Source organism: Terribacillus halophilus (genome assembly GCF_900162685.1).
Taxonomy (GTDB): Bacteria; Bacillota; Bacilli; order Bacillales; family Amphibacillaceae; genus Terribacillus; species Terribacillus halophilus_A.
In genome coordinates this window covers 395,924-419,188 of record NZ_LT727827.1, presented here as the reverse complement: position 1 = coordinate 419,188, position 23,265 = coordinate 395,924, and the positions used below count along the sequence as shown (strand labels likewise).

General features: G+C 43.3%; 23 protein-coding genes, 1 pseudogene and 1 riboswitch. Of the genes and pseudogenes, 17 read left to right on the top strand and 7 right to left on the bottom strand.

The window, feature by feature from the left end; genetic code table 11:
- Positions 1–77: 77 nt before the first annotated feature.
- From B1K52_RS03110 to B1K52_RS03095, 4 genes are all read left to right on the top strand, one after another.
- A complete protein-coding gene (locus B1K52_RS03110) occupies positions 78–1,163 on the top strand; it encodes a carbamoyl phosphate synthase small subunit (protein WP_077305257.1) in 1,086 nt (361 codons plus the stop codon).
- Positions 1,156–4,353, top strand: a complete 3,198-nt coding sequence (gene carB / locus B1K52_RS03105) for a carbamoyl-phosphate synthase (glutamine-hydrolyzing) large subunit (protein ID WP_077305256.1) — start codon at positions 1,156–1,158, stop codon at positions 4,351–4,353. The genes B1K52_RS03110 and carB overlap by 8 nt, the downstream gene beginning before the upstream one ends.
- Positions 4,353–5,303, top strand: a complete 951-nt coding sequence (argF, locus tag B1K52_RS03100; RefSeq protein WP_077305255.1) for an ornithine carbamoyltransferase — start codon at positions 4,353–4,355, stop codon at positions 5,301–5,303. Before carB ends, argF begins: the two co-directional genes overlap by 1 nt.
- A gap of 146 nt (positions 5,304–5,449) precedes the next feature.
- Positions 5,450–6,022, top strand: coding sequence for a VanZ family protein (locus B1K52_RS03095; RefSeq protein ID WP_077305254.1), 573 nt, complete (start codon positions 5,450–5,452; stop codon positions 6,020–6,022).
- Here the strand turns inward: B1K52_RS03095 and B1K52_RS03090 are convergent, their stop codons facing one another.
- Positions 6,023–7,291: an MFS transporter gene (locus B1K52_RS03090; protein ID WP_077305253.1), complete on the bottom strand. Its 1,269-nt coding sequence runs from the start codon at positions 7,289–7,291 to the stop codon at positions 6,023–6,025.
- Positions 7,292–7,296: 5 nt separating this feature from the next.
- Complete coding sequence (locus tag B1K52_RS03085; protein WP_077305252.1) at positions 7,297–7,917, bottom strand: ArsR/SmtB family transcription factor; 621 nt, start codon at positions 7,915–7,917, stop codon at positions 7,297–7,299.
- A gap of 156 nt (positions 7,918–8,073) precedes the next feature.
- Positions 8,074–8,214, top strand: a riboswitch (FMN riboswitch).
- Positions 8,215–8,504: 290 nt separating this feature from the next.
- Here B1K52_RS03085 and ribE point away from each other — a divergent pair.
- From ribE to B1K52_RS03050, 6 genes and pseudogenes are all read left to right on the top strand, one after another.
- A complete protein-coding gene (ribE, locus tag B1K52_RS03080) occupies positions 8,505–9,152 on the top strand; it encodes a riboflavin synthase (protein WP_077305251.1) in 648 nt (215 codons plus the stop codon).
- A gap of 13 nt (positions 9,153–9,165) precedes the next feature.
- Positions 9,166–9,759, top strand: a pseudogene (ribB, locus tag B1K52_RS03075) (3,4-dihydroxy-2-butanone-4-phosphate synthase); the annotation flags it as partial.
- Positions 9,760–9,834: 75 nt separating this feature from the next.
- On the top strand, positions 9,835–10,299 hold the full coding sequence (gene ribH / locus B1K52_RS03070; protein WP_077305249.1) for a 6,7-dimethyl-8-ribityllumazine synthase: 465 nt from the start codon (positions 9,835–9,837) through the stop codon (positions 10,297–10,299).
- 722 nt (positions 10,300–11,021) lie between these two features.
- Entirely contained in the window at positions 11,022–11,345 is a 324-nt protein-coding gene (locus B1K52_RS03060; protein WP_256855841.1) for a PadR family transcriptional regulator, read from the top strand.
- Entirely contained in the window at positions 11,345–11,794 is a 450-nt protein-coding gene (locus tag B1K52_RS03055) for a permease prefix domain 1-containing protein (protein WP_077305246.1), read from the top strand. Before B1K52_RS03060 ends, B1K52_RS03055 begins: the two co-directional genes overlap by 1 nt.
- On the top strand, positions 11,791–12,420 hold the full coding sequence (locus tag B1K52_RS03050; RefSeq protein ID WP_077305245.1) for a hypothetical protein: 630 nt from the start codon (positions 11,791–11,793) through the stop codon (positions 12,418–12,420). The genes B1K52_RS03055 and B1K52_RS03050 overlap by 4 nt, the downstream gene beginning before the upstream one ends.
- Before the next feature lie 35 nt (positions 12,421–12,455).
- On the opposite strand, the gene B1K52_RS03045 is transcribed toward B1K52_RS03050, so the two are convergent.
- Complete coding sequence (locus tag B1K52_RS03045; RefSeq protein WP_077305244.1) at positions 12,456–13,226, bottom strand: SDR family NAD(P)-dependent oxidoreductase; 771 nt, start codon at positions 13,224–13,226, stop codon at positions 12,456–12,458.
- A gap of 178 nt (positions 13,227–13,404) precedes the next feature.
- Between B1K52_RS03045 and B1K52_RS03040 the strand changes: the two genes are divergently transcribed.
- Entirely contained in the window at positions 13,405–13,608 is a 204-nt protein-coding gene (locus tag B1K52_RS03040) for a hypothetical protein (protein ID WP_077305243.1), read from the top strand.
- A 466-nt stretch (positions 13,609–14,074) separates the two neighbouring features.
- Here B1K52_RS03040 and B1K52_RS03035 read toward each other — a convergent pair whose 3' ends face one another.
- Positions 14,075–14,554 carry a glutathione peroxidase gene (locus tag B1K52_RS03035; protein WP_077305242.1) on the bottom strand — a complete coding sequence of 160 codons (480 nt, stop codon included), beginning with the start codon at positions 14,552–14,554 and terminating at the stop codon, positions 14,075–14,077.
- 105 nt (positions 14,555–14,659) lie between these two features.
- Between B1K52_RS03035 and B1K52_RS03030 the strand changes: the two genes are divergently transcribed.
- Positions 14,660–15,028 carry a VOC family protein gene (locus B1K52_RS03030; RefSeq protein ID WP_077305241.1) on the top strand — a complete coding sequence of 123 codons (369 nt, stop codon included), beginning with the start codon at positions 14,660–14,662 and terminating at the stop codon, positions 15,026–15,028.
- 24 nt (positions 15,029–15,052) lie between these two features.
- Here B1K52_RS03030 and trhO read toward each other — a convergent pair whose 3' ends face one another.
- Together trhO and corA are read right to left on the bottom strand one after the other, a co-directional pair.
- Entirely contained in the window at positions 15,053–16,012 is a 960-nt protein-coding gene (trhO, locus tag B1K52_RS03025; RefSeq protein ID WP_077305240.1) for an oxygen-dependent tRNA uridine(34) hydroxylase TrhO, read from the bottom strand.
- A 115-nt stretch (positions 16,013–16,127) separates the two neighbouring features.
- Entirely contained in the window at positions 16,128–17,096 is a 969-nt protein-coding gene (gene corA, locus B1K52_RS03020; protein WP_077305239.1) for a magnesium/cobalt transporter CorA, read from the bottom strand.
- A gap of 452 nt (positions 17,097–17,548) precedes the next feature.
- Between corA and B1K52_RS03015 the strand changes: the two genes are divergently transcribed.
- The 4 genes from B1K52_RS03015 to B1K52_RS03000 all read left to right on the top strand — a co-directional run bounded on the left by B1K52_RS03015 (position 17,549) and on the right by B1K52_RS03000 (position 19,640).
- On the top strand, positions 17,549–17,746 hold the full coding sequence (locus B1K52_RS03015) for a cold shock domain-containing protein (protein WP_077305238.1): 198 nt from the start codon (positions 17,549–17,551) through the stop codon (positions 17,744–17,746).
- A gap of 85 nt (positions 17,747–17,831) precedes the next feature.
- Positions 17,832–18,137, top strand: a complete 306-nt coding sequence (locus tag B1K52_RS03010; protein WP_077305237.1) for a hypothetical protein — start codon at positions 17,832–17,834, stop codon at positions 18,135–18,137.
- 1 nt (position 18,138) lies between these two features.
- Positions 18,139–18,714 (top strand): xanthine phosphoribosyltransferase, encoded by a 576-nt coding sequence (locus B1K52_RS03005; RefSeq protein ID WP_077305236.1) that lies wholly within the window; start codon positions 18,139–18,141, stop codon positions 18,712–18,714.
- A gap of 23 nt (positions 18,715–18,737) precedes the next feature.
- The gene (locus B1K52_RS03000; RefSeq protein WP_077305235.1) at positions 18,738–19,640 is read left to right on the top strand and encodes an AEC family transporter; all 903 of its coding nucleotides are present in this window, start codon (positions 18,738–18,740) and stop codon (positions 19,638–19,640) included.
- 28 nt (positions 19,641–19,668) lie between these two features.
- Here B1K52_RS03000 and B1K52_RS02995 read toward each other — a convergent pair whose 3' ends face one another.
- Positions 19,669–20,547, bottom strand: coding sequence for an NAD(P)-dependent oxidoreductase (locus tag B1K52_RS02995; RefSeq protein ID WP_077305234.1), 879 nt, complete (start codon positions 20,545–20,547; stop codon positions 19,669–19,671).
- Between the two features lie 486 nt (positions 20,548–21,033).
- Between B1K52_RS02995 and B1K52_RS02990 the strand changes: the two genes are divergently transcribed.
- Positions 21,034–23,250 (top strand): ribonucleoside-diphosphate reductase subunit alpha, encoded by a 2,217-nt coding sequence (locus tag B1K52_RS02990; RefSeq protein WP_077305233.1) that lies wholly within the window; start codon positions 21,034–21,036, stop codon positions 23,248–23,250.
- The last annotated feature ends 15 nt before the right edge of the window (positions 23,251–23,265 follow it).

Below are 23,265 nucleotides of genomic sequence, written 5' to 3'. Positions count from 1 at the left end.
TCTTTCTTTGACTATTGATGCATAATTATTAATTAATAAGAATAAACATAACTCCGTTTCCGAAAGGAGCAGCATAAATGGAAGAGACAAAAGGCTACTTAATGCTAAGCACTGGAGATGTTCTGGAAGGTGTCTGGCTTGGAAAGCCAACAGAATCAGATGGAGAATTGGTATTTAACACAGCGATGACAGGCTATCAAGAAGTAATGACAGATCCTTCTTACGCCGGTCAGATTGTAACGATGACATACCCGTTAATCGGAAATTACGGATTTAATACCCAAGATAAGGAAAGCCATAACCCATCTATTCATGGACTTATTATTTCTACACCGTGTGAGACACCATCTCACTATCAAGCAACGCAGACATTGCAGGATATTGCCAATGCGCATAACTTTCCAATTCTGGCGCAAGTGGATACGCGCAAGCTAACGAAGATTATCCGCAAGCATGGGGATGTGTACGGAAAGATGACCAAAACACCGGGAAATATCCCAGCACAAGCGAAAGTATCAGACAAAATTGTAGAAAGTGTGTCTGTGAAACAGGCGCAGTTCTATCCGGCAAAGGGTTTACAGACAGCGCATGTAGCAATTATTGATTATGGGTATAAGCGTTCCATCCGCGAGATGCTGCTGCAAAACAATTGCAGTGTTACCGTGTTTCCTTTTGACGTAAAACTGGAGACTTTGCAGGATGCAGGCGTAGATGGTGTTTTGCTTTCGAACGGTCCTGGAGATCCGAAATCTTTAGGTTACCTTGCAGATGAAATTAAACGGATAGCAGAGCATTATCCGACATTAGGTATTTGTCTCGGACATCAGCTGCTGGCACTCGCATTCGGGGGCAATACGATGCGCCTTCCTTATGGACATCGCGGAAGCAACCATCCCGTACAGCATTTGCCGAGCGGCAAAGTATCCATCACTTCTCAAAATCATGGATATGTGGTCGATGAAGCTTCTATTTCTGAGTCCTTATGGAATATTCTTTATAACAATGTGAATGACGGATCCGTAGAAGGATTGCAGCATTGTTCAAAGCCGATTATGAGTGTCCAATTTCATCCGGAAGCACATCCCGGACCAAGTGATACGTACGATGTATTTGAGCAATTCCTGAATTCGGTTCGGAACAGAGGAGTGACAACATATGCCTAAAGATTCACAAATTAAGAAGGTCCTTGTAATCGGTTCTGGTCCAATAGTCATTGGGCAAGCGGCAGAATTTGATTACGCAGGAACACAAGCCTGCCTCGCTTTAAAGGAAGAAGGCGTCGAGGTCATTCTTGTTAATAACAATCCAGCAACAATTATGACCGATCAAGCTTTTGCCGATCAAGTATACTTGGAGCCGCTCACTTGTGAGTCACTGACGAATATCATTGAGAAGGAGCGGCCAGATGGGTTGCTGCCTACATTGGGGGGGCAGACTGGGCTTAATCTTGCTGTCAGTCTGGACCAAGCAGGTGTTTTGGAAGGCTACAATGTTACGTTATTAGGTACACCGTTAGATGCGATTCAGCGCGGTGAAGACCGGGAGCTGTTCAAACAGATGATGCAGGATATTAAAGAGCCTGTACCTGAAAGTCTTCCAATTACCTCCATAGCCGAAGCAAAGGCTTTCGCTGAACAGACAGGTTTTCCGATTATTATTCGTCCTGCTTATACGCTAGGCGGAGCAGGCGGCGGTATTGCGAATGATTTGTCAGAGCTTTTGCGCTATGTGAAAAGCGGTATTCAAGCAAGCCCGATCAACCAAGTACTCATCGAGCAGAGTGTGAAAGGCTGGAAGGAAATTGAGTACGAAGTGATGCGGGATAGCAATGATACGTGCATTATTGTTTGCAATATGGAAAATATCGACCCTGTTGGGATACATACAGGAGACAGCATTGTTGTCGCTCCTTCCCAGACCTTGACAGATAGGCAGTACCAAATGCTGCGGACAGTATCTTGTAAAGTAATTCGTGAATTAGGTGTTGTTGGCGGCTGTAATATTCAGTTTGCACTGAACCCGGATAGTGATGAATATGTGATTATCGAAGTGAATCCACGTGTAAGCCGTTCGAGTGCACTGGCTTCTAAAGCAACAGGATATCCAATTGCCCGTATCGCTGCCAAGCTTGCACTTGGCTATCATTTACATGAGGTGCCCAACCCCATTACTGGTGATACATTCGCTAGCTTTGAACCAGCAATCGACTACATTGCAGTAAAAATCCCGCGCTGGCCATTTGATAAGTTCACCCAAGCTGACCGGCTGCTTGGCACGCAAATGAAAGCGACCGGTGAAGTGATGGCATTGTCGCGTAATCTTCCGGCAGGCTTGCACAAAGCTATTCGTTCTTTAGAAGTTGGCTTGGAGGAATTCCGTCTGCCGTCTGCGGAAGCTTTATCGGATGCAGCGTTGGAGCAAGGGCTGAAAGCGGCAGATGATCGCAGATTGTTTCTGCTCGCTGAAGCGCTTCGCCGCGAAATAAGTATTGAAACGATACATGAATGGACAGAAATCACCACATTCTTCCTCCATGAGATGAAACGTATCATCGATGTAGAGCAAGCTTTAGGCAGCGGAGGCTGGCAGCCGGATCCAGAACTTCTCCGACATGCGAAAATACTCGGTTTCAGTAATGTTGCGCTAGCGCGGATATTTGAGCAGCCGTTAGCAGCTGTGGAAGGTTTAATCAAGGAACAAGAGCTCAAGCCATCTTATATGATGGTGGATACGTGTGCAGCAGAATTTTCTGCCCAAACACCATACTTTTATTCGAGCTGGACAGAAGAAGATGAGGTGGATCCATTGCCAGCAGCGGATAAGAAGGTTGTTGTGCTCGGATCAGGTCCAATTCGAATTGGGCAGGGAGTGGAATTTGATTTTTGTTCCGTACAGTCAGCTTTATCTTTACGCGAACAAGGTATTCGATCAGTTGTAATTAATAATAACCCTGAAACCGTCAGTACCGATTTCAACACAGCGGATCATTTGTATTTTGAGCCGCTTACGAAAGAAGATGTGCTCCATATTATCGAAAAAGAACAAGCAGATGAAGTGCTTGTGCAGTTTGGCGGGCAGACTGCCATCAATTTGGCTGCGGAGCTGGAGGAAGCTGGCGTTACGATTGCCGGAACAAGTACAACATCTATTGATCGGGTAGAAAACAGGGAAGCTTTTTATGCATTGCTTCATAACCTGGACATTCCGCATATCCCTGGTACAACCGTGATGGATACCACTTCTTTGCACAAAGAAGCTCGCTTGATCGGCTATCCGATTTTAATTCGCCCATCCTATGTAATCGGCGGGCAAGGGATGGTTATTCTGTATTCTGAAGATATGCTTAATACTTACTTAGAAGATTTAAAGCAGCAAATTCATCCATCACGCTTATTCCCGCTGCTTTTGGATAAATACGTGCCAGGTATGGAAGTTGAAGTGGATGTTGTGTGTGATGGTGCGGACATTCTAATTCCAGGAATCTATGAACATATTGAGCCGGCAGGCATTCATAGCGGAGATAGTACAGCTGTCTTCCCAGCACCAAGCTTGAATGAAACAGAAAAGGAACAGATTGTATCCTATGCAAGAAAAATTTCAGCTGCTCTAAATATGAAAGGCATCATGAACATTCAATTTGTATTTAGTGAAAACCGAGAGCTGCTGTATGTACTGGAAGTGAATCCGCGTGCCTCGCGTACAGTTCCGATTTCCAGCAAGGTGACAGGTATTCCGTTAGTAGACTTAGCGACAAAAATCCAAATGGGAGGGAGCCTGCAAAATCTAGGCTACCCGCTGGGATTACAAAAGGAAAAGCCATTCTATGCGGTAAAACTGCCAGTTTTCTCTACGACAAAATTAGCAGGTGTCGATCCGCTTCTCGGTCCGGATATGCAATCAACAGGAGAGGCAATTGGAATCGGGGAGACCGTGCCGGAAGCACTTCACAAAGCGTTCGGTTGGAAAGAGAAGACACTCCGCAAGCTTACAGCAGAGACGCAAGTGCTCCTAGACTTAGACTCATCGGATATACCGCAGCTGGAAAGTCTTTTAGAGCAGCTGCCAAATGTTGTACTAACACTGGAGACAGCAGCATTTCTGCCAGTTAGTACGGCTTATGAAGCTGTCTCGTATGAGGAAGCAATCACGTTGATTGAAGATCAAAAAATAACAGCAGTATGCAGCACTCGGAAAGGCTTCCAAGGTATTCGTGAGGCAGCTTGGAAGACAGAAACCCCATGTATCACAAGCCTGGCTACGATGGAAAGCTATTGGCTGGCAAGTCAAGATGATTTGGCTGCATGTCGGTCGATGTCGGACTATTTGGAGCAAGCGAAGAAGGAGCGTGTTTGATGAAACAGTTAGCGGATAAAAACACATTGGCAGGGAAGAGTCTTCTCTCTCTTCAAGATTTAACGAAGGAAGAAATTCTATCTATTCTAGAGCTGGCAGCAGAGCTGAAGAGTCAGCATCAAAAAGGTGAGCTGAGCCAGCCGCTGGCGGGGAAGACACTCGGGATGATCTTCGAAAAGTCATCCACACGTACCCGCGTTTCCTTTGAAACGGGTATCTACCAGCTTGGCGGAACGGGGCTTTATTTGAATGCAAACGATCTTCAATTGGGGCGCGGGGAACCAGTAGCAGATACTGCAAAGGTTCTTTCCGGTTATTTGGATGCGATTATGATTCGCGCTAATTCGCATAAAATGGTGGAAGAGCTCGCAGCTCACGCGACCATTCCAGTCATTAATGGTCTGACAGATTTGTATCATCCGTGTCAGGCACTAGCAGATTTGCAGACGATTTCGGAACATAAGGGAACGCTGGAAGGTGTCAAGCTTGCTTATATTGGAGATGCCAATAATGTGGCCAACAGTCTGATGATTGCTGCGGCAAAGACAGGCATGCAAATTCGTATTGCGTCCCCTGCCGGTTATCAGCCGATACCAGAAATTGCAGAGAAAGCCAAAGCAATCAGTGCGGACCCCGAGTCCCTGCTCATTACAGAAAATCCGGTAGAAGCAGCTGCTGGTGCGGATGTTATTTACACAGATGTATGGACTAGTATGGGGCAGGAACAGGAGACACAGGCTAGATTAAATGCCTTCCGAGGTTACCAAGTAAATGAAGCACTTATGCAAGCTGCTGATTCTTCTGCTATCTTCTTGCATTGCCTTCCGGCGCACCGAGGTGAAGAAGTGACAGCAGAAGTTATTGATGGCCCGCAATCAGCAGTCTTCCAAGAAGCCGAGAACAGACTTCATGCTCAGAAAGCGTTAATGCTTTCTGTGATGAAGAAATAAGCTGAAACATGAGAAACCGCCCGAAAAAGGCGGTTTCTTTTCTGTATCTATTCATTCACAATATACACAAAATCATGTAGACTAAAGAGTATATGTCCACTTACTCCACGTAAGGGACTTTTAGGATACAGGAGAGAATAATTACTATGTTAAATTACGTAGCGCCGGCTATATTTCTGGCGTTTGTCTATTTATTGTCTATCATTCCGTTTCACCAGACATTTGGTATTACCAAGAAACAGCATTTATTAATGGCATCGTTCGCAATTTATGTGATTGCTGTCATTTGTCTTACCTTTTTCCCGCTGCCGGTCGATCAAAATCTTATCCAAGAGAACCAGCAGCTTGAAACGAGTTATCGATGGAATACATCACCGCTTACTTCTATCATGCAAATCTGGCATACAACGCAAATCGACGGCTTCGGTTATGGACTAGCTCTTAAAAATCTCGGAGGAAATATTCTTTTGTTTGCTCCGCTCGGCTTTTATTTGCCGCTGCTTATTCGGAAAACGAGGTCTTTTTTTGTAGTAGTTTTCTGCGGCTTGCTTTTTAGTATAGCCATCGAATCCACTCAAGGTTTATTAAACTACTTTGTCGGCTATAATTATCGGTCGGTAGATATCGATGATGTGATTCTGAATGTATTAGGCGCGATGTTAGGATATGCATTTTATTGGGTGGCGCTCCGTCCGGTACTTCGGAGAAACAAGCCCTAATCAGCTTGTTTCCTTCTCCGTATAGTCTTTGAAACCGAGTAATTCCGGTGAAAGAGATGCTAATGGCCCCAGTCTGCGTAATTTCGGGTGTAATAGCCATGTCACCGAAAGCAGCGCTACGCCTATACCCGCACTGCAAAATACCCAGACAACCGGAATGAAGGTAGCAGCATAGCCGCCGGCCAAGGAACCGATTGGCATGGCGATGGTGCTGAAGCTTGCGCTGGCACTCGTAACCCGTCCGATTAGCGATACAGGGAGCAAGGTCTGTATGATCGTTGCAAAAGTCACGTTAATACAGCCGATTGGCACCCAAGCCAGACCGTAAAGGGTAATACTCAGCCACGTCCATGGAGCGAAAGAGGCAGCAGCCCAGCTTGCAGAGGCTAATAAGACGGTTACGATTGTTGCTTTTCCGATTGGGAGCTTACTAAAGGAAGAAGCGAGTAATGCCCCAATTAATGCGCCACAGGACATAGCTGCAAGATAAAAACCATAAACAGCCGCTCCTTCCCGCTCGTCTGCAAAAGCTGGCATGACCGCCAATGCTGCACCTATTGCTAAGTTACAAAGAATAGCCCCCAGCAGCGTTGCAGCCATGATTGTACTAAATAAAATAGATATGCCTTCTTTTAATTCTGCAAAGTAGGTGTGTAAAACAGTACGCGCTTTTTCGGTGGTTTCGGATTGCGCTTTTTGGTGTGGGATCTTAAGGAAGCTGAACAGAAGGTAAGCGATACAAAAGGTGAAAGAATCAATGATGAATAATAAAGCAGCGCCAAAAACGGCAGTCATTAAGCCGGCAATAGCATTAAAGATTAAATCTACGCCTTGATAAGCAAAAGAGAATAACGCATTTCCTGATGGAAGCTCTTCTTTTTTCAAGATCATCGGCAAAGCTTTTACCTCTGTCGGGTAAGCAAAGGCATCGATGCAAGTTAAAATCGGCATGATGATGAGGACGAGGGTGACAGATAGAAAATCAAGCCAAGCAGCAAGCGGAATCAGCAGTACAAGGACAGCTTGGAGCGCCTGGGTCCACAGCAGGGTTGCACGTATCGGCCAGCGATCGACGAGCGGACCAATTAAAAATTGCAACACATTCGGGATTTGTGTCAGAAATCCGGCCAGCCCGGTGTAAAAAGCGCTTCCGCTCAGTTCATAAACAAGCCACATGGCGGCAATAAAATAAATACTGTCACCGATGTTCGTGACAATTCGACCAGAGAAAAGCAAACCATAGTTTCGCTGTTTCAAGATACCAAGCATACCTCTTAGTCCTCCTCATTTAAATCAATCTGATCAAATGATGGTTCCTCCATCTCAAAACCAAAGGCAGAAAAGTAATAGAGCTTCCCATTTGGGTCTTTTTCGGCTGCCTCACTTTTTTGACGAAGCTCTTGCATTAAATCAAATAAGCCTTGTGTGAACGCTTTAAAATCCGCTTCTGTAGCGCTGATTTCCCAAATGCTCCCGATTGCTTCCCAATCTTTCGGGTCAGTAGATCCAGCTGCTTTAGCAAAGGTCGATTCCGGGGCACTTAGAATTGCCGTTTTTGTTTTATTCGCCATCTGTACAAATAGCTGCCGTGTAGATTCACTCAATGCTTCTGCGTAAGGAAGCAAATCCTCCGATGGATAAAAGCCTCTGGCTGTAGCTCGATAGAATTTCTGTATAATGCCATTTTTCTCCTCGGTGCGTATCACCTCAATTAAGCTATTTTTCTCTAATTCTTTTAAATGGTAGTGGACTTTCGGCCTGCTGATTTCGAGCATGACAGCAAGCTGCTGGCCAGTATAGGATGTTTCTACTAGTTTCATAATAATCTCTGCGCGCAGCGGGTCACTGATTGCTTTTAACTGCTCATAGGTGGTCAACGCCATTACTTGTTTCATCGGTACTCCTCCTCTGTAAACAAAATTTTACCGGTCAACATTATTTTACTGTCTTAGTTTACTTATTATTCCAATTGGAGTCAATATAATTTTTAGATAATTTTCTCTCTGTACAACACGATAAAAAATATGTTAATGTTGTAAGCAATCGAATAGGTTTTCTCTTGGGGCAGGGTGAAATTCCCGACCGGCGGTGATAGGCAGCTTAGCTGTCTTCAGTCCGTGACCCGTTATCATAACGGTGGATTTGGTGAGATTCCAAAGCCGACAGTATAGTCTGGATGGGAAAGAGGAAACGGCGTGCTATCCACATGCCAACATGAGCTTTGTCATATGACACTAGCTTATTTTCGCTATAACTTTTAAAGCCAAAGCCCCAGAAGCAGTTATTCTGGGGCTTTTTATGTTAACTATTTTGGTAAAGCGGTGTAAGAAAGATGTGTGTTTCACTGCCGACTTATGGAGATAGTTTACAGTACCACCCCCACTAAACCGTCACATTGCCCCGAGACGGTCATATTCCCATTCGTAATGTCTAATAGATTGGTTTGTCCCTAGTCGGATGAGCAGGAACGAGGAGGAGAATCGTGTTTACTGGAATTATTCAAGAAGTAGGCAGCATAATTGCTGTAGAAAAACAAGAAGAGGCGATGCAGCTTACGATTGCCAGTGAGAAGCTCACCAAAGATATGCATATAGGAGACAGTATTTCTGTTAGCGGTGTGTGCCTCACCGTTACAACGTTTACTCCGCATAGCTTTCAAGTGGATGTGATGCCCGAAACATTCCGGTCCAGCACGCTGTCCGCTTTGCGCAGCTCCGATGCAGTGAATTTGGAGCCCGCGCTGCAGCCTGCAGGCAGACTAGGCGGTCATTTCGTAAGTGGTCACGTTGATACAAACGGAACAATTACATCCATTCGAGAAGAAGCAAATGCACGTTATATCGACATTTCAGTAAGCGAAGGTCTCCAATATTTAATGACAAAAGGGTCTATCTCTGTAGATGGGGTGTCATTAACAGTTTTTGAGGTAGGAGAAGACAAATTTACGATTTCTCTAATTCCCGAGACAAGGCAAGCGACGATTTTAGGAGATAAGCAGGTTGGCGATTATGTGAATCTCGAGTTTGATCAGCTTGCCAAATATATGGAGCGTCTGCTGGAGCACCAGAAAAAAGCGGATCCTGCAGGAATTTCGAAAGAGACTTTGGAACAGAATGGATTCTTAGATTGAGGAGAGTTGCAACGTGAAAACGACTATCGAGCATGCAATGGAATACTTAAAAAGCGGAAAGCTGATCATTGTTACCGATGATGAGGATCGAGAGAATGAGGGAGATTTGCTAGCCTTAGCAGCATTTGCAACTCCTGAGACGGTTAATTTTATGGCTTCTGTCGGAAAAGGTCTGATCTGTGCGCCTATTTCCCGGGAAATTGCTGAAAAATTGGATTTGCCCCCGATGGTAAATACAAATACAGATCCACACGGGACGGCATTCACGGTAAGTGTCGATCATATCGATTCCACAACTGGTATTAGTGCCTATGAACGCGCCCATACGATTACAAAGCTTGCTGATAGTGCAAGTAAACCAGCGGATTTCCAGCGACCAGGACATATCTTTCCGCTTATTGCGAAATCAAACGGCGTACTGGAGCGACCAGGACATACAGAGGCTGCAGTTGATTTAGCAAAACTAGCAGGAGCAGCTGAAGTGGGTTATATTTGCGAGATTATGAAGGAAGATGGCTCCATGGCTCGCATGCCTGATTTAGAAAACCTTGCAGCTGTGCATGGGTTGCCGCTAATTACAATCGAAGACTTAATTGCATATCGCCAGGGAAATAAGACAAAGGCTTTATAACAGAAAATAAATAGAGGATAGTCACTATCCTAACAATAAAGGAGCATTCACATGGTAAACGTTATCGAAGGAAATGTAGTAGGATCAGATTTAAAGATTGGTATTGTTGTAGGCAGATTCAATGAATTCATCACAAGCAAACTGCTAAGCGGTGCTATTGATACATTGAAACGTCACGGTGTAGACGAAGCAAAAGTAGATGTAGCCTGGGTGCCAGGGGCATTTGAGATTCCGCTAGTAGCAGATAAACTTGCTGGCACTGGAAAATATGACGCAGTTATCACGTTGGGAACTGTTATTAAAGGCTCGACGCCTCACTTTGATTATGTCAGCAATGAAGTTGCAAAAGGCGTAGCAGGCGCAGCAAATAAAGCGGGCATTCCAATTATCTTCGGTGTCCTAACGACCAACACGATTGAGCAAGCAATAGAGCGTGCTGGCACAAAAGCGGGTAATAAAGGTGCAGAAGCAGCAGTTTCAGCGATTGAAATGGCTAATTTGTTAAAACAAATTTAAGTCAGTGAGAGCAGAGGAGATTCTCTGCTCTTTTTTTTGTATAATTGCAGTAATAAAAGATAAAGTATTACTTTGCAACAGAACAAGTTTTGAAGGGATTTTGTGAAGTTAATAGCTGAAAATAGTTATCGTCTCGTCCTGTTGTTGTTAGCTATATCTACGATGATAAATCTTTTTTCAGAGAATGAGACACTAAAAGACACGATAACTATCGTTACTTTTGTGCTGGTAGTGGTCATTTTAATAGCAATCAGGAGAGTGAATAAAGCAAAGTGATAACATTTGATAACATTTGGGTACAACATACTTAGAATAGCAGTTTTACTTACCGGCGTATATTCACTGGTTCATATAGTGATTGGACTGGATCGTATAAATGCAATGTATAACGTAACTATAGTGCTTAACTTTGTATTCAAGGTATCAGCCGCATTTTTTATAATGATTTGGCTTTATAAAAAGAAACAAGATAAATAGTAATGCAAAGCAGCTTTAACACCGCTATCCAAGCTTTTTCATTTACAGAAACTTGATAACGAAACTTGTTTGCTTCTTTTTACTTAAGACATCGAGAAATAAACTTTATAAAATCCTTCAAAAAACAGGTTAATCATCTGTTTTTTTATTTTGGAAAAAAAGTACAATAAATTACTTTGACACACAGAGTAATTTGTTTTATGATTACTTTATCAGGTAGAGTAATTTGAAAGTAGGGATGCCATATTCGGAGTGATACAATTCGAGGTCATCTGGACTCCATTATTCTTCGTCTGCTGATGGACGGCGATAAGTATGGATACCAGATATCGAAAGACATAGCAGCTTGGACAGACGATGCATTCCAAATTAAAGAAGCAACACTATATGCCGTATTTCAGCGGCTGGAGCGCCGGGAATTGATTGAATCTTATCAAGGTGAGAAATCACACGGCGGCAAGCGGAAGTATTACACGATTACTACGCTTGGAAAGGCTTATTGGCAGGAAGCGGCGAAAGAATGGCAGGAAGCAAAGCAATTAATCGATATTTTTATGGAGGGTGTCTGATGCAGAAAATCAGAGCGTATGTAGAAGAGCAATTTGCAGACTTACCAGAAACGGAACAAGTCGCAACACTGAAAGAAGAAATAATAGATTCCATGGAAGAAAAAGCAGCTGATTTTATGCTGGATGGGAAAGCGGAAGAAGACGCAATAAATAAAGCGATTGTTGACTTCGGAAATTTGGCCGAGATCAAAAAGGAATTCCAGCTGCAGCAGGAACCGAAGCAAAAAGGCGGTAAATTGAAAAAGCAGAAAGAGGATATGAGTACGCTTAATCTTGGTTTTTCCATATGCGGCAGTGTTTTGATTATTGGATTGCTTATTTTTGTGAATATGTATTATACACCTCATGAGATATGGTTTGTCTTCCCGACATTTGCTATTCTTTGGTGGCCTGTGAGCATGGCTTTTGTTTGGATGAAAGCTAGAAGAAGAAAGGTGATGCACAGATGAAACCGTGGCGGTTATTTGTTGCCTTTATGCTCGTTAGCCTAGGGGGATATACGGTATATATAAACTTGAAGACGACCCCGCAGGAAATTTGGTACACGTATAGTTTAGGTGTCTGTGTGCTTTTTGCGCTGCAGATTCTGCTGCCAAAGCAGCAAGCAGTCGTTTCCTGGCTGTCGGCAATATTTGTTGGAACTGTACTTGTACATGAGAATTTGACTGACACACCTGAGGTACTTTGGTGTTTGTACACATTTGGTGCGTTGACATTATGGCCGACGTTGGTAATGTTCCGTAAATCGCTTGGTAGTCTGAAAACAGCTCTGTTCATTAGTCTTGCTGTTTGCTTATATTATGCTGCTCTGCACGAATATTTCGGTCATGAAACGCCTTGGTATGGGTTCATCATCTTTGTCATGAGCTGGTGGCCGCTATCTCTTATCGGAAAGCGACTGAACTCTAATTTATTCTTTTCCGTACTTGGATTTGGTGCCCTTAGTTTGTTTTTCCTATTTGTAAATATTGCATATTCGCCATCAGTAATCTGGGCAGTATATCCAATCTTTGCAGCAGCATGGTGGCCATTGGCAGCTTACTTTTACAGCTACCGGCGTCGTTATGTCAGATAAGCAAAACAGACACCCTCATCAGGTGTCTGTTTTGCTTATTTCGTATACATATTTTTCGCTATTCTGGCGAGCGTTTTGCTAGGAAGCAGCTTCATGAAGAAAACAGCTGCTTGAATGTTCATAGACGGAAATACAACGCGTTTACCCTTAATAAATCCGAGGAATCCTTCGCGTGCCACATCCTCTGGGGCATCGCGGAAAGAAGACATAATCTTGTCATTACCGGCACGTTTGAAAAACTCAGTCTGCGTAGGACCTGGACAAAGTGCGGTAACTGTCACGCCGCTCGGAGCCAATTCTTCAGCCAATGCTTCTGAATACCACTGAACGTATGCCTTTGACGCATGGTAGGCCGCCATGTGCGGACCTGGCAGGAAAGCAGCCATACTAGAAATGTTTAAGATGCCATTCGGCACACTCTTGAATGGAGAGTGGATAATATCATTGATAAACAATCGTGAGAGATTCGATAACGAGACCATGTTCAAATGCAGCAGTTTTTGCTGTGTCTCAAAGCTTGTTTCCTCGAACTTGCCGCTAAGTCCAAAGCCGGCATTATTAACAAGCACTTCGACTGTTTTTCCTTCATCACGAATTTTTTCATAGAGCTTGTAAGCACTGTTTGGTACGGACAAATCATGAGGAATGACAGTTACATTCGAATCATGCAATTCTGTTTGCAGGGATAGGAGTTTATCCTTGGATCTCGCTACGATAATTAAATCATAGCCTGCCTTGGCGAACCATTTGGCTAAATGGTAGCCAATTCCGCTGGACGCTCCTGTAATTAGAGCAGTTGGTTTCATTGTGTGATTCACCTCATTTGACAATCTTGTAAAGCATTACCCTGTTGCCAGGCGTAAAAAACGCTATCTGCTTTTAGTATACCCGTTGCGTTACCCGGTTACCATTGCTAAGGAAGGTTTTTACATCGTTTTAAAAGGGAAAGGGCTTACATGAAGGAAAGATACGAGGAGGGTGAATATGGTAGAAAAGAATGGAGCAAAAGGCGACAAGAACAAGCACAGCTATTCCAAAGCTGAGAGTGAGAACCGAGAGAAACAACTGGAAAATAAACAGGATATGCTGACAGATGATGTGCCGGTGGATGAAGTGGAGAGAGATTTAGAGGATGATCGGCATAAACACCGCACAAAGCAAGCGTCTAACTCGGATCCTGAAGAATGAAGAGGCTGGGACATAACTGTTTAAGCTATATAAAAATCCAAACAATGCTGCAATCAACTGCAGCATTGTTTGGATTTTTGCGTGGGAAACGAAGATGAGAGCATCGCTTCGGAAATACACTCCGCTTTCCTGCGGGCGGCTGGTGAGTCTCCTCGTGCAAAAAGCGAACTGCGGGGTCTAACCTAGCCTTCCTCCCGCGGGAGTCTCCGTGTATTTCCTACGCTGATTTGTGTTATAGGAAATCTTCACTCGTGTAGGCAGAGTACGTAGACTCCTCGAAAAAGATAGCGATTTTCTTGTCGGTGTCTACTTCAAAAGCCATTCTTATCCGTGATAACAGCTAAAGTTGGAAAACAGCAGTCGTCAGAGAGCTGCATTAAAAGTACGGATCTAGTTATCGTTCGTTTTTAGGATGAATTAATCTTGTTTTGTTCCGCTCTCTTTTTTGTGATCTCGTTTGCTGTGATTATTGTTGGAGCAGCTTTTCAATAGAATGTTTCATATCTATTGGGCTTGTTTTCGGCGCGAATCGCTCGACCACATTTCCTTCTGTATCAACTAGGAATTTTGTGAAATTCCATTTAACTTTCTTAGAGAATAGACCGCCAGCCTCATTTGTCAGGTGTTTATAAAGCGGATGGGCGTCTGGTCCATTCACTTTTACCTTTTCAAACATTGGAAAACTAACACCGTAATTGCGCTGACATACCTCTGCGATTTCTTCACTGCTTCCTGGTTCTTGATTCATGAATTGATTACTCGGAAACCCGAGAATAACAAGTCCTTTGTCTTGATAGTCCTTATATAACTCCTGCAGCTGTTCAAGCTGTGGTGCAAAGCCGCATTTACTTGCCGTGTTCACAATCACAAGAACCTTTCCGGCATAATCCCTTAGACTGACTTCTTTTCCATCCAAGGTAACAGCAGCATAATCGTATACTGTCATGTTATATCCTCCTCTTGTTTACACGTACAATGTAGCACATATGGAAACGAAGTGATAACAATCCAAACTGGCAAGTGGTAGAATATAGAAAAAGGTGGTGTTCAGATGGAATTTTTCCTAAAACAGCTGGATCATGTACAGCTTGCTTGTCCAAAAGGCAGTGAAGAGCAGGCGAGGAATTTTTTTGTAGATGTGCTAGGCTTTGAAGAAATCGAGAAGCCAGCCAACTTGCGAGCGAGAGGCGGTGTATGGTTCAGTTGCAATAGCATTACGGTTCACATGGGAATAGAGGAACCTTTTTCGCCAGCCCGAAAAGCGCATCCAGCTCTCGAAGTAGAAGGATTATCTTCCTTGCGGCAACACCTAGATCAACACAGTATAGATTTTACAGATGATGCAGATTTGCCAGGTGCAGACCGGATTTATGTGCATGACCCCTTTGGTAACAGACTAGAGTTTTTAGAATGGCATTAAAAAAGAACCCCTGAGGGTTCTTTTTTAGTTTGCTACTGTTTCGTTTTCCAATTTGGCAAGACGCTCTTCGACTTCTTCCGGTGTTAAGCCGTGTTCTTCAACGTACATGTTACGCGGGGAGCGGCGGCAGCTGTCGGAGCAGCCGCGAAGATACTTGTGCTCGTTTTCTTCAGAGCAAATAATCTGACGGTTGCAAGAAGGATCTGCGCAATTTACATATCGTTCACAAGGCTCGTTATCAAAGTAATCTCTCGCCACGATGACATGTTCTTTTTGGTTGATTGGTACAGAGATACGGCTGTCAAATACATACATGCGGCCATCCCAAAGCTGTCCTTGTACTTCTGGATCCTTACCGTATGTGGCGATTCCGCCATGCAATTGGCCAACATCCTCAAAACCTTCACGAACAAGCCAGCCGGAGAATTTCTCACAGCGGATACCGCCTGTGCAATAGGTAAGAACGCGTTTTCCTTCTAGTATATCTTTGTTCTCGCGGACCCAGTTTGGCAGGTCGCGGAATGTTTCAATTTCAGGGCGGATGGCGCCGCGGAAGTGACCGAGATCATACTCATAATCATTCCGAGCATCAAGAACAACTGTGTTCTCATCCTGCATTGCTTCGTAAAATTCCTTCGGAGATAGGTAGTTACCTGTTGTCTCACGAGGGTTTATATCATCTTCAAGACGCAGCGTTACCAATTCAGGACGCGCACGTACATGCATTTTCTTGAAAGCATGTTCATCTGCTTCGTCAATTTTGAAGACCATCTCTTCAAAACCTGGTTTCGCATGCATCATGTCCATATATGCTTGTGTTTGTTCTACTGTTCCGGAGCAGGTACCGTTCATACCTTCCTTCGCAACAAGGATACGGCCTTTTAATCCGAGTTCCTTGCAAGCTTTTAAATGTTCGCTGGCGAAAGCTTCCGGATCTTCAATATCTACATAATTATAATACAACAATACGCGATAATCACTCATGTTATTTTCCACCTGTCATTTATATTTGCAAGATACAAATTTAGGCGATATGTCGTTATTTATACTCTTGCAATCAAATATTTTAGCACGAAAGACTGCTCAGTACAATTGGTAATTAAAATAGCTTGTTCTTGAAATAATACCACATGCCAAAAGTGACCAGTACCAAGAATACGCTGACACCCGCTGTTGTCCACGGGCTGTCAGAGAATGGAATGGGAAGATTCATCCCAAAGAAACCAGTTACGAATGTCAGCGGGAGCATAACTGTTGAGATGATTGTGAGCACGTTTAGTTTTTCGGTGGATTTGGCGCTAATAATGGAATAGTACGTGTCCAAGGCGCTGTTCACCAAATCGCGGAAGGTTTCCGTAGCATCCACAATACGCTCTAAATGATCGAGTAAATCGGTAAAGAAAGGTACATTCTCTTCGCGTATGTCGAATTTCCATTTACCATTCACATTAAGGAAAATGCGACGCTGCGGCAAAATGACCCGCCTGATTAAGATAATCGTACGCTTTAGAGATAGAAATTCCTCGGTTACTTCTTTTACGCCTTCGCTGTATATCTCATCTTCTATTTCTTCAATTCGTATGCCAATTCTGTCCAGAACAGGGAAATATTCATCTGTAATACCGTCGGCTAATGCATATAGAAGGAAGTCTGCTCCTTGGTTCATATAACGGGAGGAACGGGAACAAATTGCATGCATCTGACCGAGCCAGCGCAGCTTATGTTTGTGAATCGTCACAACATAGTTTGGCCCTAAAAAAACGTTTAATTCAAGCGTCGTGATCTCATTGTCACTTTCTTCGTTGTAACGCAGGGCATGAAAGACGAAAAATTTGTATGCATCGTAGTCATCAACTTTTGCGCGTGGACTGTCATGCAGACAATCTTCAATCGCAAGCGGGTGAAAATCGAATATGCTGGCAAGTTCATGCAGCTCATGAGATTGCACATCATACGCATCAATCCATAGAAGATTATCCGGGTCCTCCAAATGAAGATTGCTGTCCTGTAAAGTAATATTTGTCTGCATGGTGTCTGTTTGGTGATGATACAGATACGTCTTAATCATGCTTCCACCCCTTTCATTACGGTTATTCTTTCACAAGCTATAGTCAATATAAGGAAAGGGGTAAAGGCTGTCAACAAGATATTTCTTTTCGAAGCTAGGTATGAAAAGCGGGAAGGAGGAACAGACTGTAAATAGAACTAGTAAGTGAGTGTTGGGACTCATCAAAAACTAGGTCTATTATCACAGGACGGAATACGTTGGTATGAAAGCGATTTCTGTCATATACTGCAGCATTGAAAGCGTTTTATTAGGGCGTATGTCTCATTCTTAACATATTTTGAAGAAAAAGTTAGAATACACTTGCAATCTTATATAAAAAACGTTACTCTTAAGAGGCAAAAGAAACGGTTGAATAATCTTTACGATCTCTTTCACAATAAGTGGTGTGGGTGTAAAGGTATAACGATTCAATACCTGTACTTTTGTACTTCTATTGTAAGGAGGTCATTTAAATGACTGGAAAAGTAAAATGGTTTAACGCAGACAAAGGTTTTGGTTTCATCGAAAGAGAAGACGGAGACGACGTTTTCGTACATTTCTCTGCTATCCAAGCTGACGGCTTCAAAACTCTTGACGAAGGTCAAGAAGTTGAATTCGAAATCGTTGAAGGCAACCGCGGCCCACAAGCTGCTAACGTAACTCGTCTGTAATATATCCCTATATAACGACGACAAAGGCGCATTCTGGATTATTCCAGGATGCGTCTTTTATCATTTTAAGGAGAGGTGTGCTGTAATGAGTCAAGAAGAGCTTTCGAAAAAGATCATTGAGAAATATCAAGAGGATGAGCGAATGATGATTCGAATCTTCGCGCAGTGGTGTACGAATCATGATGTAGATGCGGTGACCTTATATGAGCAGGCCTATCCAAAACAAGGGAAAAATACCGCACTGCAAGAAGCGCTGGAAGAGATGCTGCCAAAAGACGAGGCATCGGATATTTCGGATGAGATGGTGCTGGAGGTATTACAATTCTTTGGTAATGATGAGTTAGCATTTGTTGTCGCTTCAGCTGCTGAGGAAAAAAGGGGGGGCCGCTAACGTGGAATTACTACATCAAGCAATTCGAGAAAGAGGGACCATTATTGGAGACACCATTGTAAAAGTCGACAGCTTTTTAAACCACGAAATAGATACAGCCCTTCTTTATGAAATTGGTAAAGTGTTTTATCAAAAGTTCCAGCACCAACCCGTGACGAAAATTGTCACGATTGAAGCAGGCGGAATTGCACCAGCTCTTATGGCGGGTCTTGCTTTCGGTGTTCCTGTCGTATATGCAAAGAAGCAAAAGTCTCTTACGATGAAAGGTGATGTCTATTGTGAATCTGTCTATTCCTTCACGAAACAGGTTTATTCAGATGTAACAATTTCAAAAGACAGACTATCACCGAATGATCATGTGTTAATTATCGATGATTTTTTGGCAAATGGAGAAGCGGCTGCGGGATTGATTAATATTATAAAACAAGCAGGTGCATCAGTTGCCGGGATTGGAATTGTTATCGAGAAAAGTTTCCAAAAAGGAAGAGCTCGCTTAGAAGAATTAGATATAGAAGTCGAATCTTTAGCGCGTATCGCCCGAATTGGAGAGGGAAAAATCGAATTTTTGCAATCATAATTTTTTTGATAGGATGATCTTTTTTGGGGTACATATTGACGTTATTGCCTATTTTTGGCATTTTTTTAATTGGCTTCATTGGTCAGAAGCTATTGAAGTTTGATATTCGCAGTATTTCGAAGATGTCTGTTTATTTGCTTTCCCCGGTTTTAGCTTTCCAGACATTTTATGAAAACCGGTTAAGCAAGGATTATATGTATCTTGCCATCTTCGTCGTCGGTCTTTGTCTGACGCTCATACTGATCTGTTATATGATAAGCTGGGTACGAAGGTATGATCGTCAGGACACGTATAGCTTAATGCTGGGTGCATCATTTATGAATAATGGCAATTATGGTACGCCGCTCGTGTTGTTCGTATTTGGTGCAGCCGGGTTCCATTATGCAGTTATTCTGCTTGTCTTACAGCAGCTTGTGATGGCAACTATTGGTGTCTTTATCGCTGCCAAAGGCGGAGGAACAAATCTTTCCCTGCGTGCTACCTTTGTATCTGTTATGAAGATACCAATCATTTATGGAGCGTTGCTCGGAATAGTATTCCAGCTCTTGAGGGTACCGCTTAGCGGACCGATTACCCAAGCTGTGCAGCTCGTAGCTGATGCGGCCATACCTACTGTCATGATTGTTCTCGGTATGCAGCTGGCGAATATCTCGTTAAAAGCCTTGGAATATGAGCGCCTTTCGTATGCACTTGTACTAAAGCTGCTCATTTCGCCTGTTGTTGCTTACCTGTTTACTTTAATCTTGCCGGTTGACGATTTGGTGAAGCAGATTATGGTTTTGGTAGCCGCAATGCCAACTGCAGCTAACACGACCATATACGCTCTTGAATTTGGGGCCAAGCCTTCTTATGTATCAAGTACAACCATGATTAGTACAGTTCTTAGTCTTATTACACTGCCAATATTATTGTTTATACTTATATAAAGAGGCCGAATTAATTCGGCCTCTTTAATTATGCTTTTTTCGTAAATAGCTTAATTAATGCTTGTGTTCCAAGATCTTCATCACCGTTTGCTGCAAGTCGTTCGTATAGGGAGAGGCTTAGTTCTAGTCCTGGTGTCATCATGTCCATTTCCTTCGCAGCTTCGAGAGCCAGTTTCATGTCCTTGATGAAGTGTTTCACATAGAACCCAGGATCATAATCTCCTTTAATCATTCGAGGAGCCAGGTTGCTTAAGCTGAAACTTCCGGCAGCTCCTGTTGTAATAGATTGAAGCACTTTAGTCGGGTCCATTCCTGCGTGCTCTGCATACGCAATCGCCTCGCAAACACCAACCATATTACTGGCGATCGTCACCTGGTTAATTAGCTTTGTATGCTGCCCGAAGCCAGCAGGCCCTTGCCGGATAATATTCTCACCCATCGTTTCAAATACAGGCAGCACTGCTTGAAATGCTTCTTCGTCACCACCGACCATGATGGCGAGTTTTCCGTTTCTTGCGCCAACATCGCCTCCTGAAACTGGAGCGTCCAATGCGAAAATACCTTTGTTCTTAGCTTCCGCATGAATTTCTTCAGCTAATGCTGGTTTGGAAGTGGTCATATCAATTACATACGTACCAGATTTAGCGTGCTGGAGGATTCCGTTGTCGCCAAAGTAGACTTCCTGCACATCGCTAGGATAGCCGACCATTGTAATTACGACATCGGTCGCTTGCGCTAGGCTAGCGGGTGTATCATGCCAGACAGCGCCAGCATCAACTAATTCCTGTGCTTTTGCTTTTGTTCTTGTATAGACGTCCAGTTCAAAGCCAGCTTGCATCAAATTACGGCTCATGCTTTTGCCCATAACACCAATACCGATAAAACCTACTCGCTTGATTTTTCCCATATTATTCCCTCCTGTCGAATGCATTTTTATCGTACCGCTATGCGGTTTGATTGTCGAGTAAAGAGAGAGATTCTGGCTGAAAATCACAAACAATTTTTCGCCTGCAAAAAACCTCGAAAGACGGCAGTTTTCTTCATGGGATAGATTGTGAAATGAGTCTTGCAGGTAAAGTAGAGATTGAAAGAGACAAGGATGTATGGTAAAGTCATTTGTACAACATCTTGTTAGTATAAACATAAAGCAATACTATATATAGTTTCGAAGGCGAGCAAGCCGGGTATCGACAAGAGGATGAAGAAATCGCTTCATTCGCTTGATAGACAGTGTTTTTTAACACTTTTTATTTGTCGTTTCTGATTCATGTTACTACTGTATCTAGTAGTACAGACAGAGCAGACAGTTTCCTGGTAGTTGCTCACTTTGTGCGTTTAGGGGTAAGAAAATACTTACTAATACACCTGTATTCTTAGAGGAGGAAGTTTCAACATGTTAGATACGACACAAACAGTCAATTGGAAAGAGCATGTAGCAGCCGTGCTCAAATCACGCTTTGCGGAATCTGACGCAAAACATCTGATTCAATATGGTGAGCGGTTGTCACAGCAAAAATCCTGGTCATCCGATAAGGAGTGGCTGAATCAGTTAATTCTGGAAGGGTTGGCGCAGCTTGATGAAGAAGAGACGCAATGGACATATATTGCAGCGAGTCTGTATTTGGAACAGCTTTATTTCGAAGCTGCTAATAATCGCGGTTACAAATTCGAAGAAAAGTACGGATCATTCTACAGCTTAATCCAGCAATTGACTGAGATTGGTATCTATAACACATCCCTTCTCGACACATACAGTGAAAATGATATCAATTACTTCCATAGCTTGATCGATTACAAGAAAGACGGATTGTTCACATATATTGGTCTGCGTACGCTTGCGGACCGCTATTTGGCGACAGATCACAAAGGCGGTACTTATGAGCTTCCGCAGGAACGCTTCATGATAATTGCCATGACAATTATGAGCAAGGAACCTACAGAGAAGCGTAAAGAGCTTGTCACAGAGGCATATTGGGCTTTGAGCAATCTTTATATGACAGTGGCTACGCCGACTTTGTCTAACTCTGGTAAGAGCTACGGACAGCTTTCCAGCTGCTTCATCGACACAGTGGATGACAGCTTGCAAGGTATTTTTGACAGCAACACAGATATTGCCAACTTGTCTAAAAATGGCGGCGGTATTGGCGTGTATCTTGGTAAGATCCGCAGCCGCGGCAGTGCCATCAAAGGCTTTGAAGGTGCGTCTTCTGGTGTGCTTCCATGGATGAAGCAGCTTAATAATACAGCAGTAAGTGTCGATCAATTAGGTCAGCGTAAAGGTGCGATTGCTACGTATCTTGATATTTGGCATAAAGATATTTTCCCATTCCTTGATGCGAAACTGAATAATGGGGATGAGCGCCAGCGTACACATGACTTATTCACGGGTGTCTGCCTGCCGGATATATTCATGGAACAAGTACAAGGACGCGGAAACTGGTATCTATTCGACCCGCATGAAGTTCGCCGTGTGATGGGCTTCTCTTTGGAGGATTTCTACGATGAAACAAGAGGAGAAGGATCTTTCCGCGAAAAATACTGGGCATGTGTCGAAAATCCGGACTTGCATAAGGAAGAGGTTCCGGCTATCAATGTCATGAAACGTATTCTTCGCAGTCAGCTTGAAACAGGCGGTCCTTTCATGTTTTATCGTGATGAAGTGAACCGTCAGAATGCGAACAAACATGCAGGGATGATTTATTCCAGCAACCTTTGCACAGAGATTATGCAAAACCAAAGTCCAACGGTGATGACAGAACAAACGACTCAAGACGGCAAAATCATTATCACAAAAGAACCTGGTGATTTTGTTGTGTGTAACCTTTCTTCGATTTCTTTAGCGAAAGCTGTGACAGAGGATGTCTTGGAGCGCTTAGTTCCAATCCAGGTTCGTATGCTGGATAATGTGATTGATTTGAACACAATTCCTGTGCTGCAAGCGCAAATTACAAATCAGAAGTACCGTGCTATCGGTCTTGGAACCTTCGGCTGGCATCACTTGCTTGCTTTGAAGCACATTGACTGGGAAAGTGATGAAGCAGTAGCTTATGCTGATGAACTGTACGAGAAAATCGCTTACTTGACGATTCAGTCCAGCATGCAGATTGCCAAAGAGAAAGGTGCTTACCCGATTTTTGAAGGTTCTGACTGGGCAGATGGCAGCTACTTTGACAATAAAGGCTATACAACAGGCGATTCTGAACTTGACTGGAAAGGTCTGCAAGAACAAGTGAAGGAAAATGGAATGCGTAATGCCTATTTGATGGCAGTAGCCCCGAACTCTTCCACAGCTTTAATTGCAGGAAGTACAGCTACGACAGACCCGATCTTCAGCAAATTCTATTCTGAAGAGAAGAAGGATTATAAGATTCCAGTAACAGCTCCGGACTTGAATGCAGAAACAGATCGTTATTACAAATCTGCTTATGAGATTGATCAGCAGTGGAGTGTGAAGCAAAATGCAGCACGCCAAAAGCATATTGACCAAGCAATTTCGTTCAATATGTATGTACCGAACTCTATTAAAGCAAAAGAGCTGCTTGATTTGCATATCGCAGTTTGGGATGCTGGTATTAAGACGTCTTATTACTTGCGTTCTACGTCTAACTAATACAAAAGGGACCCT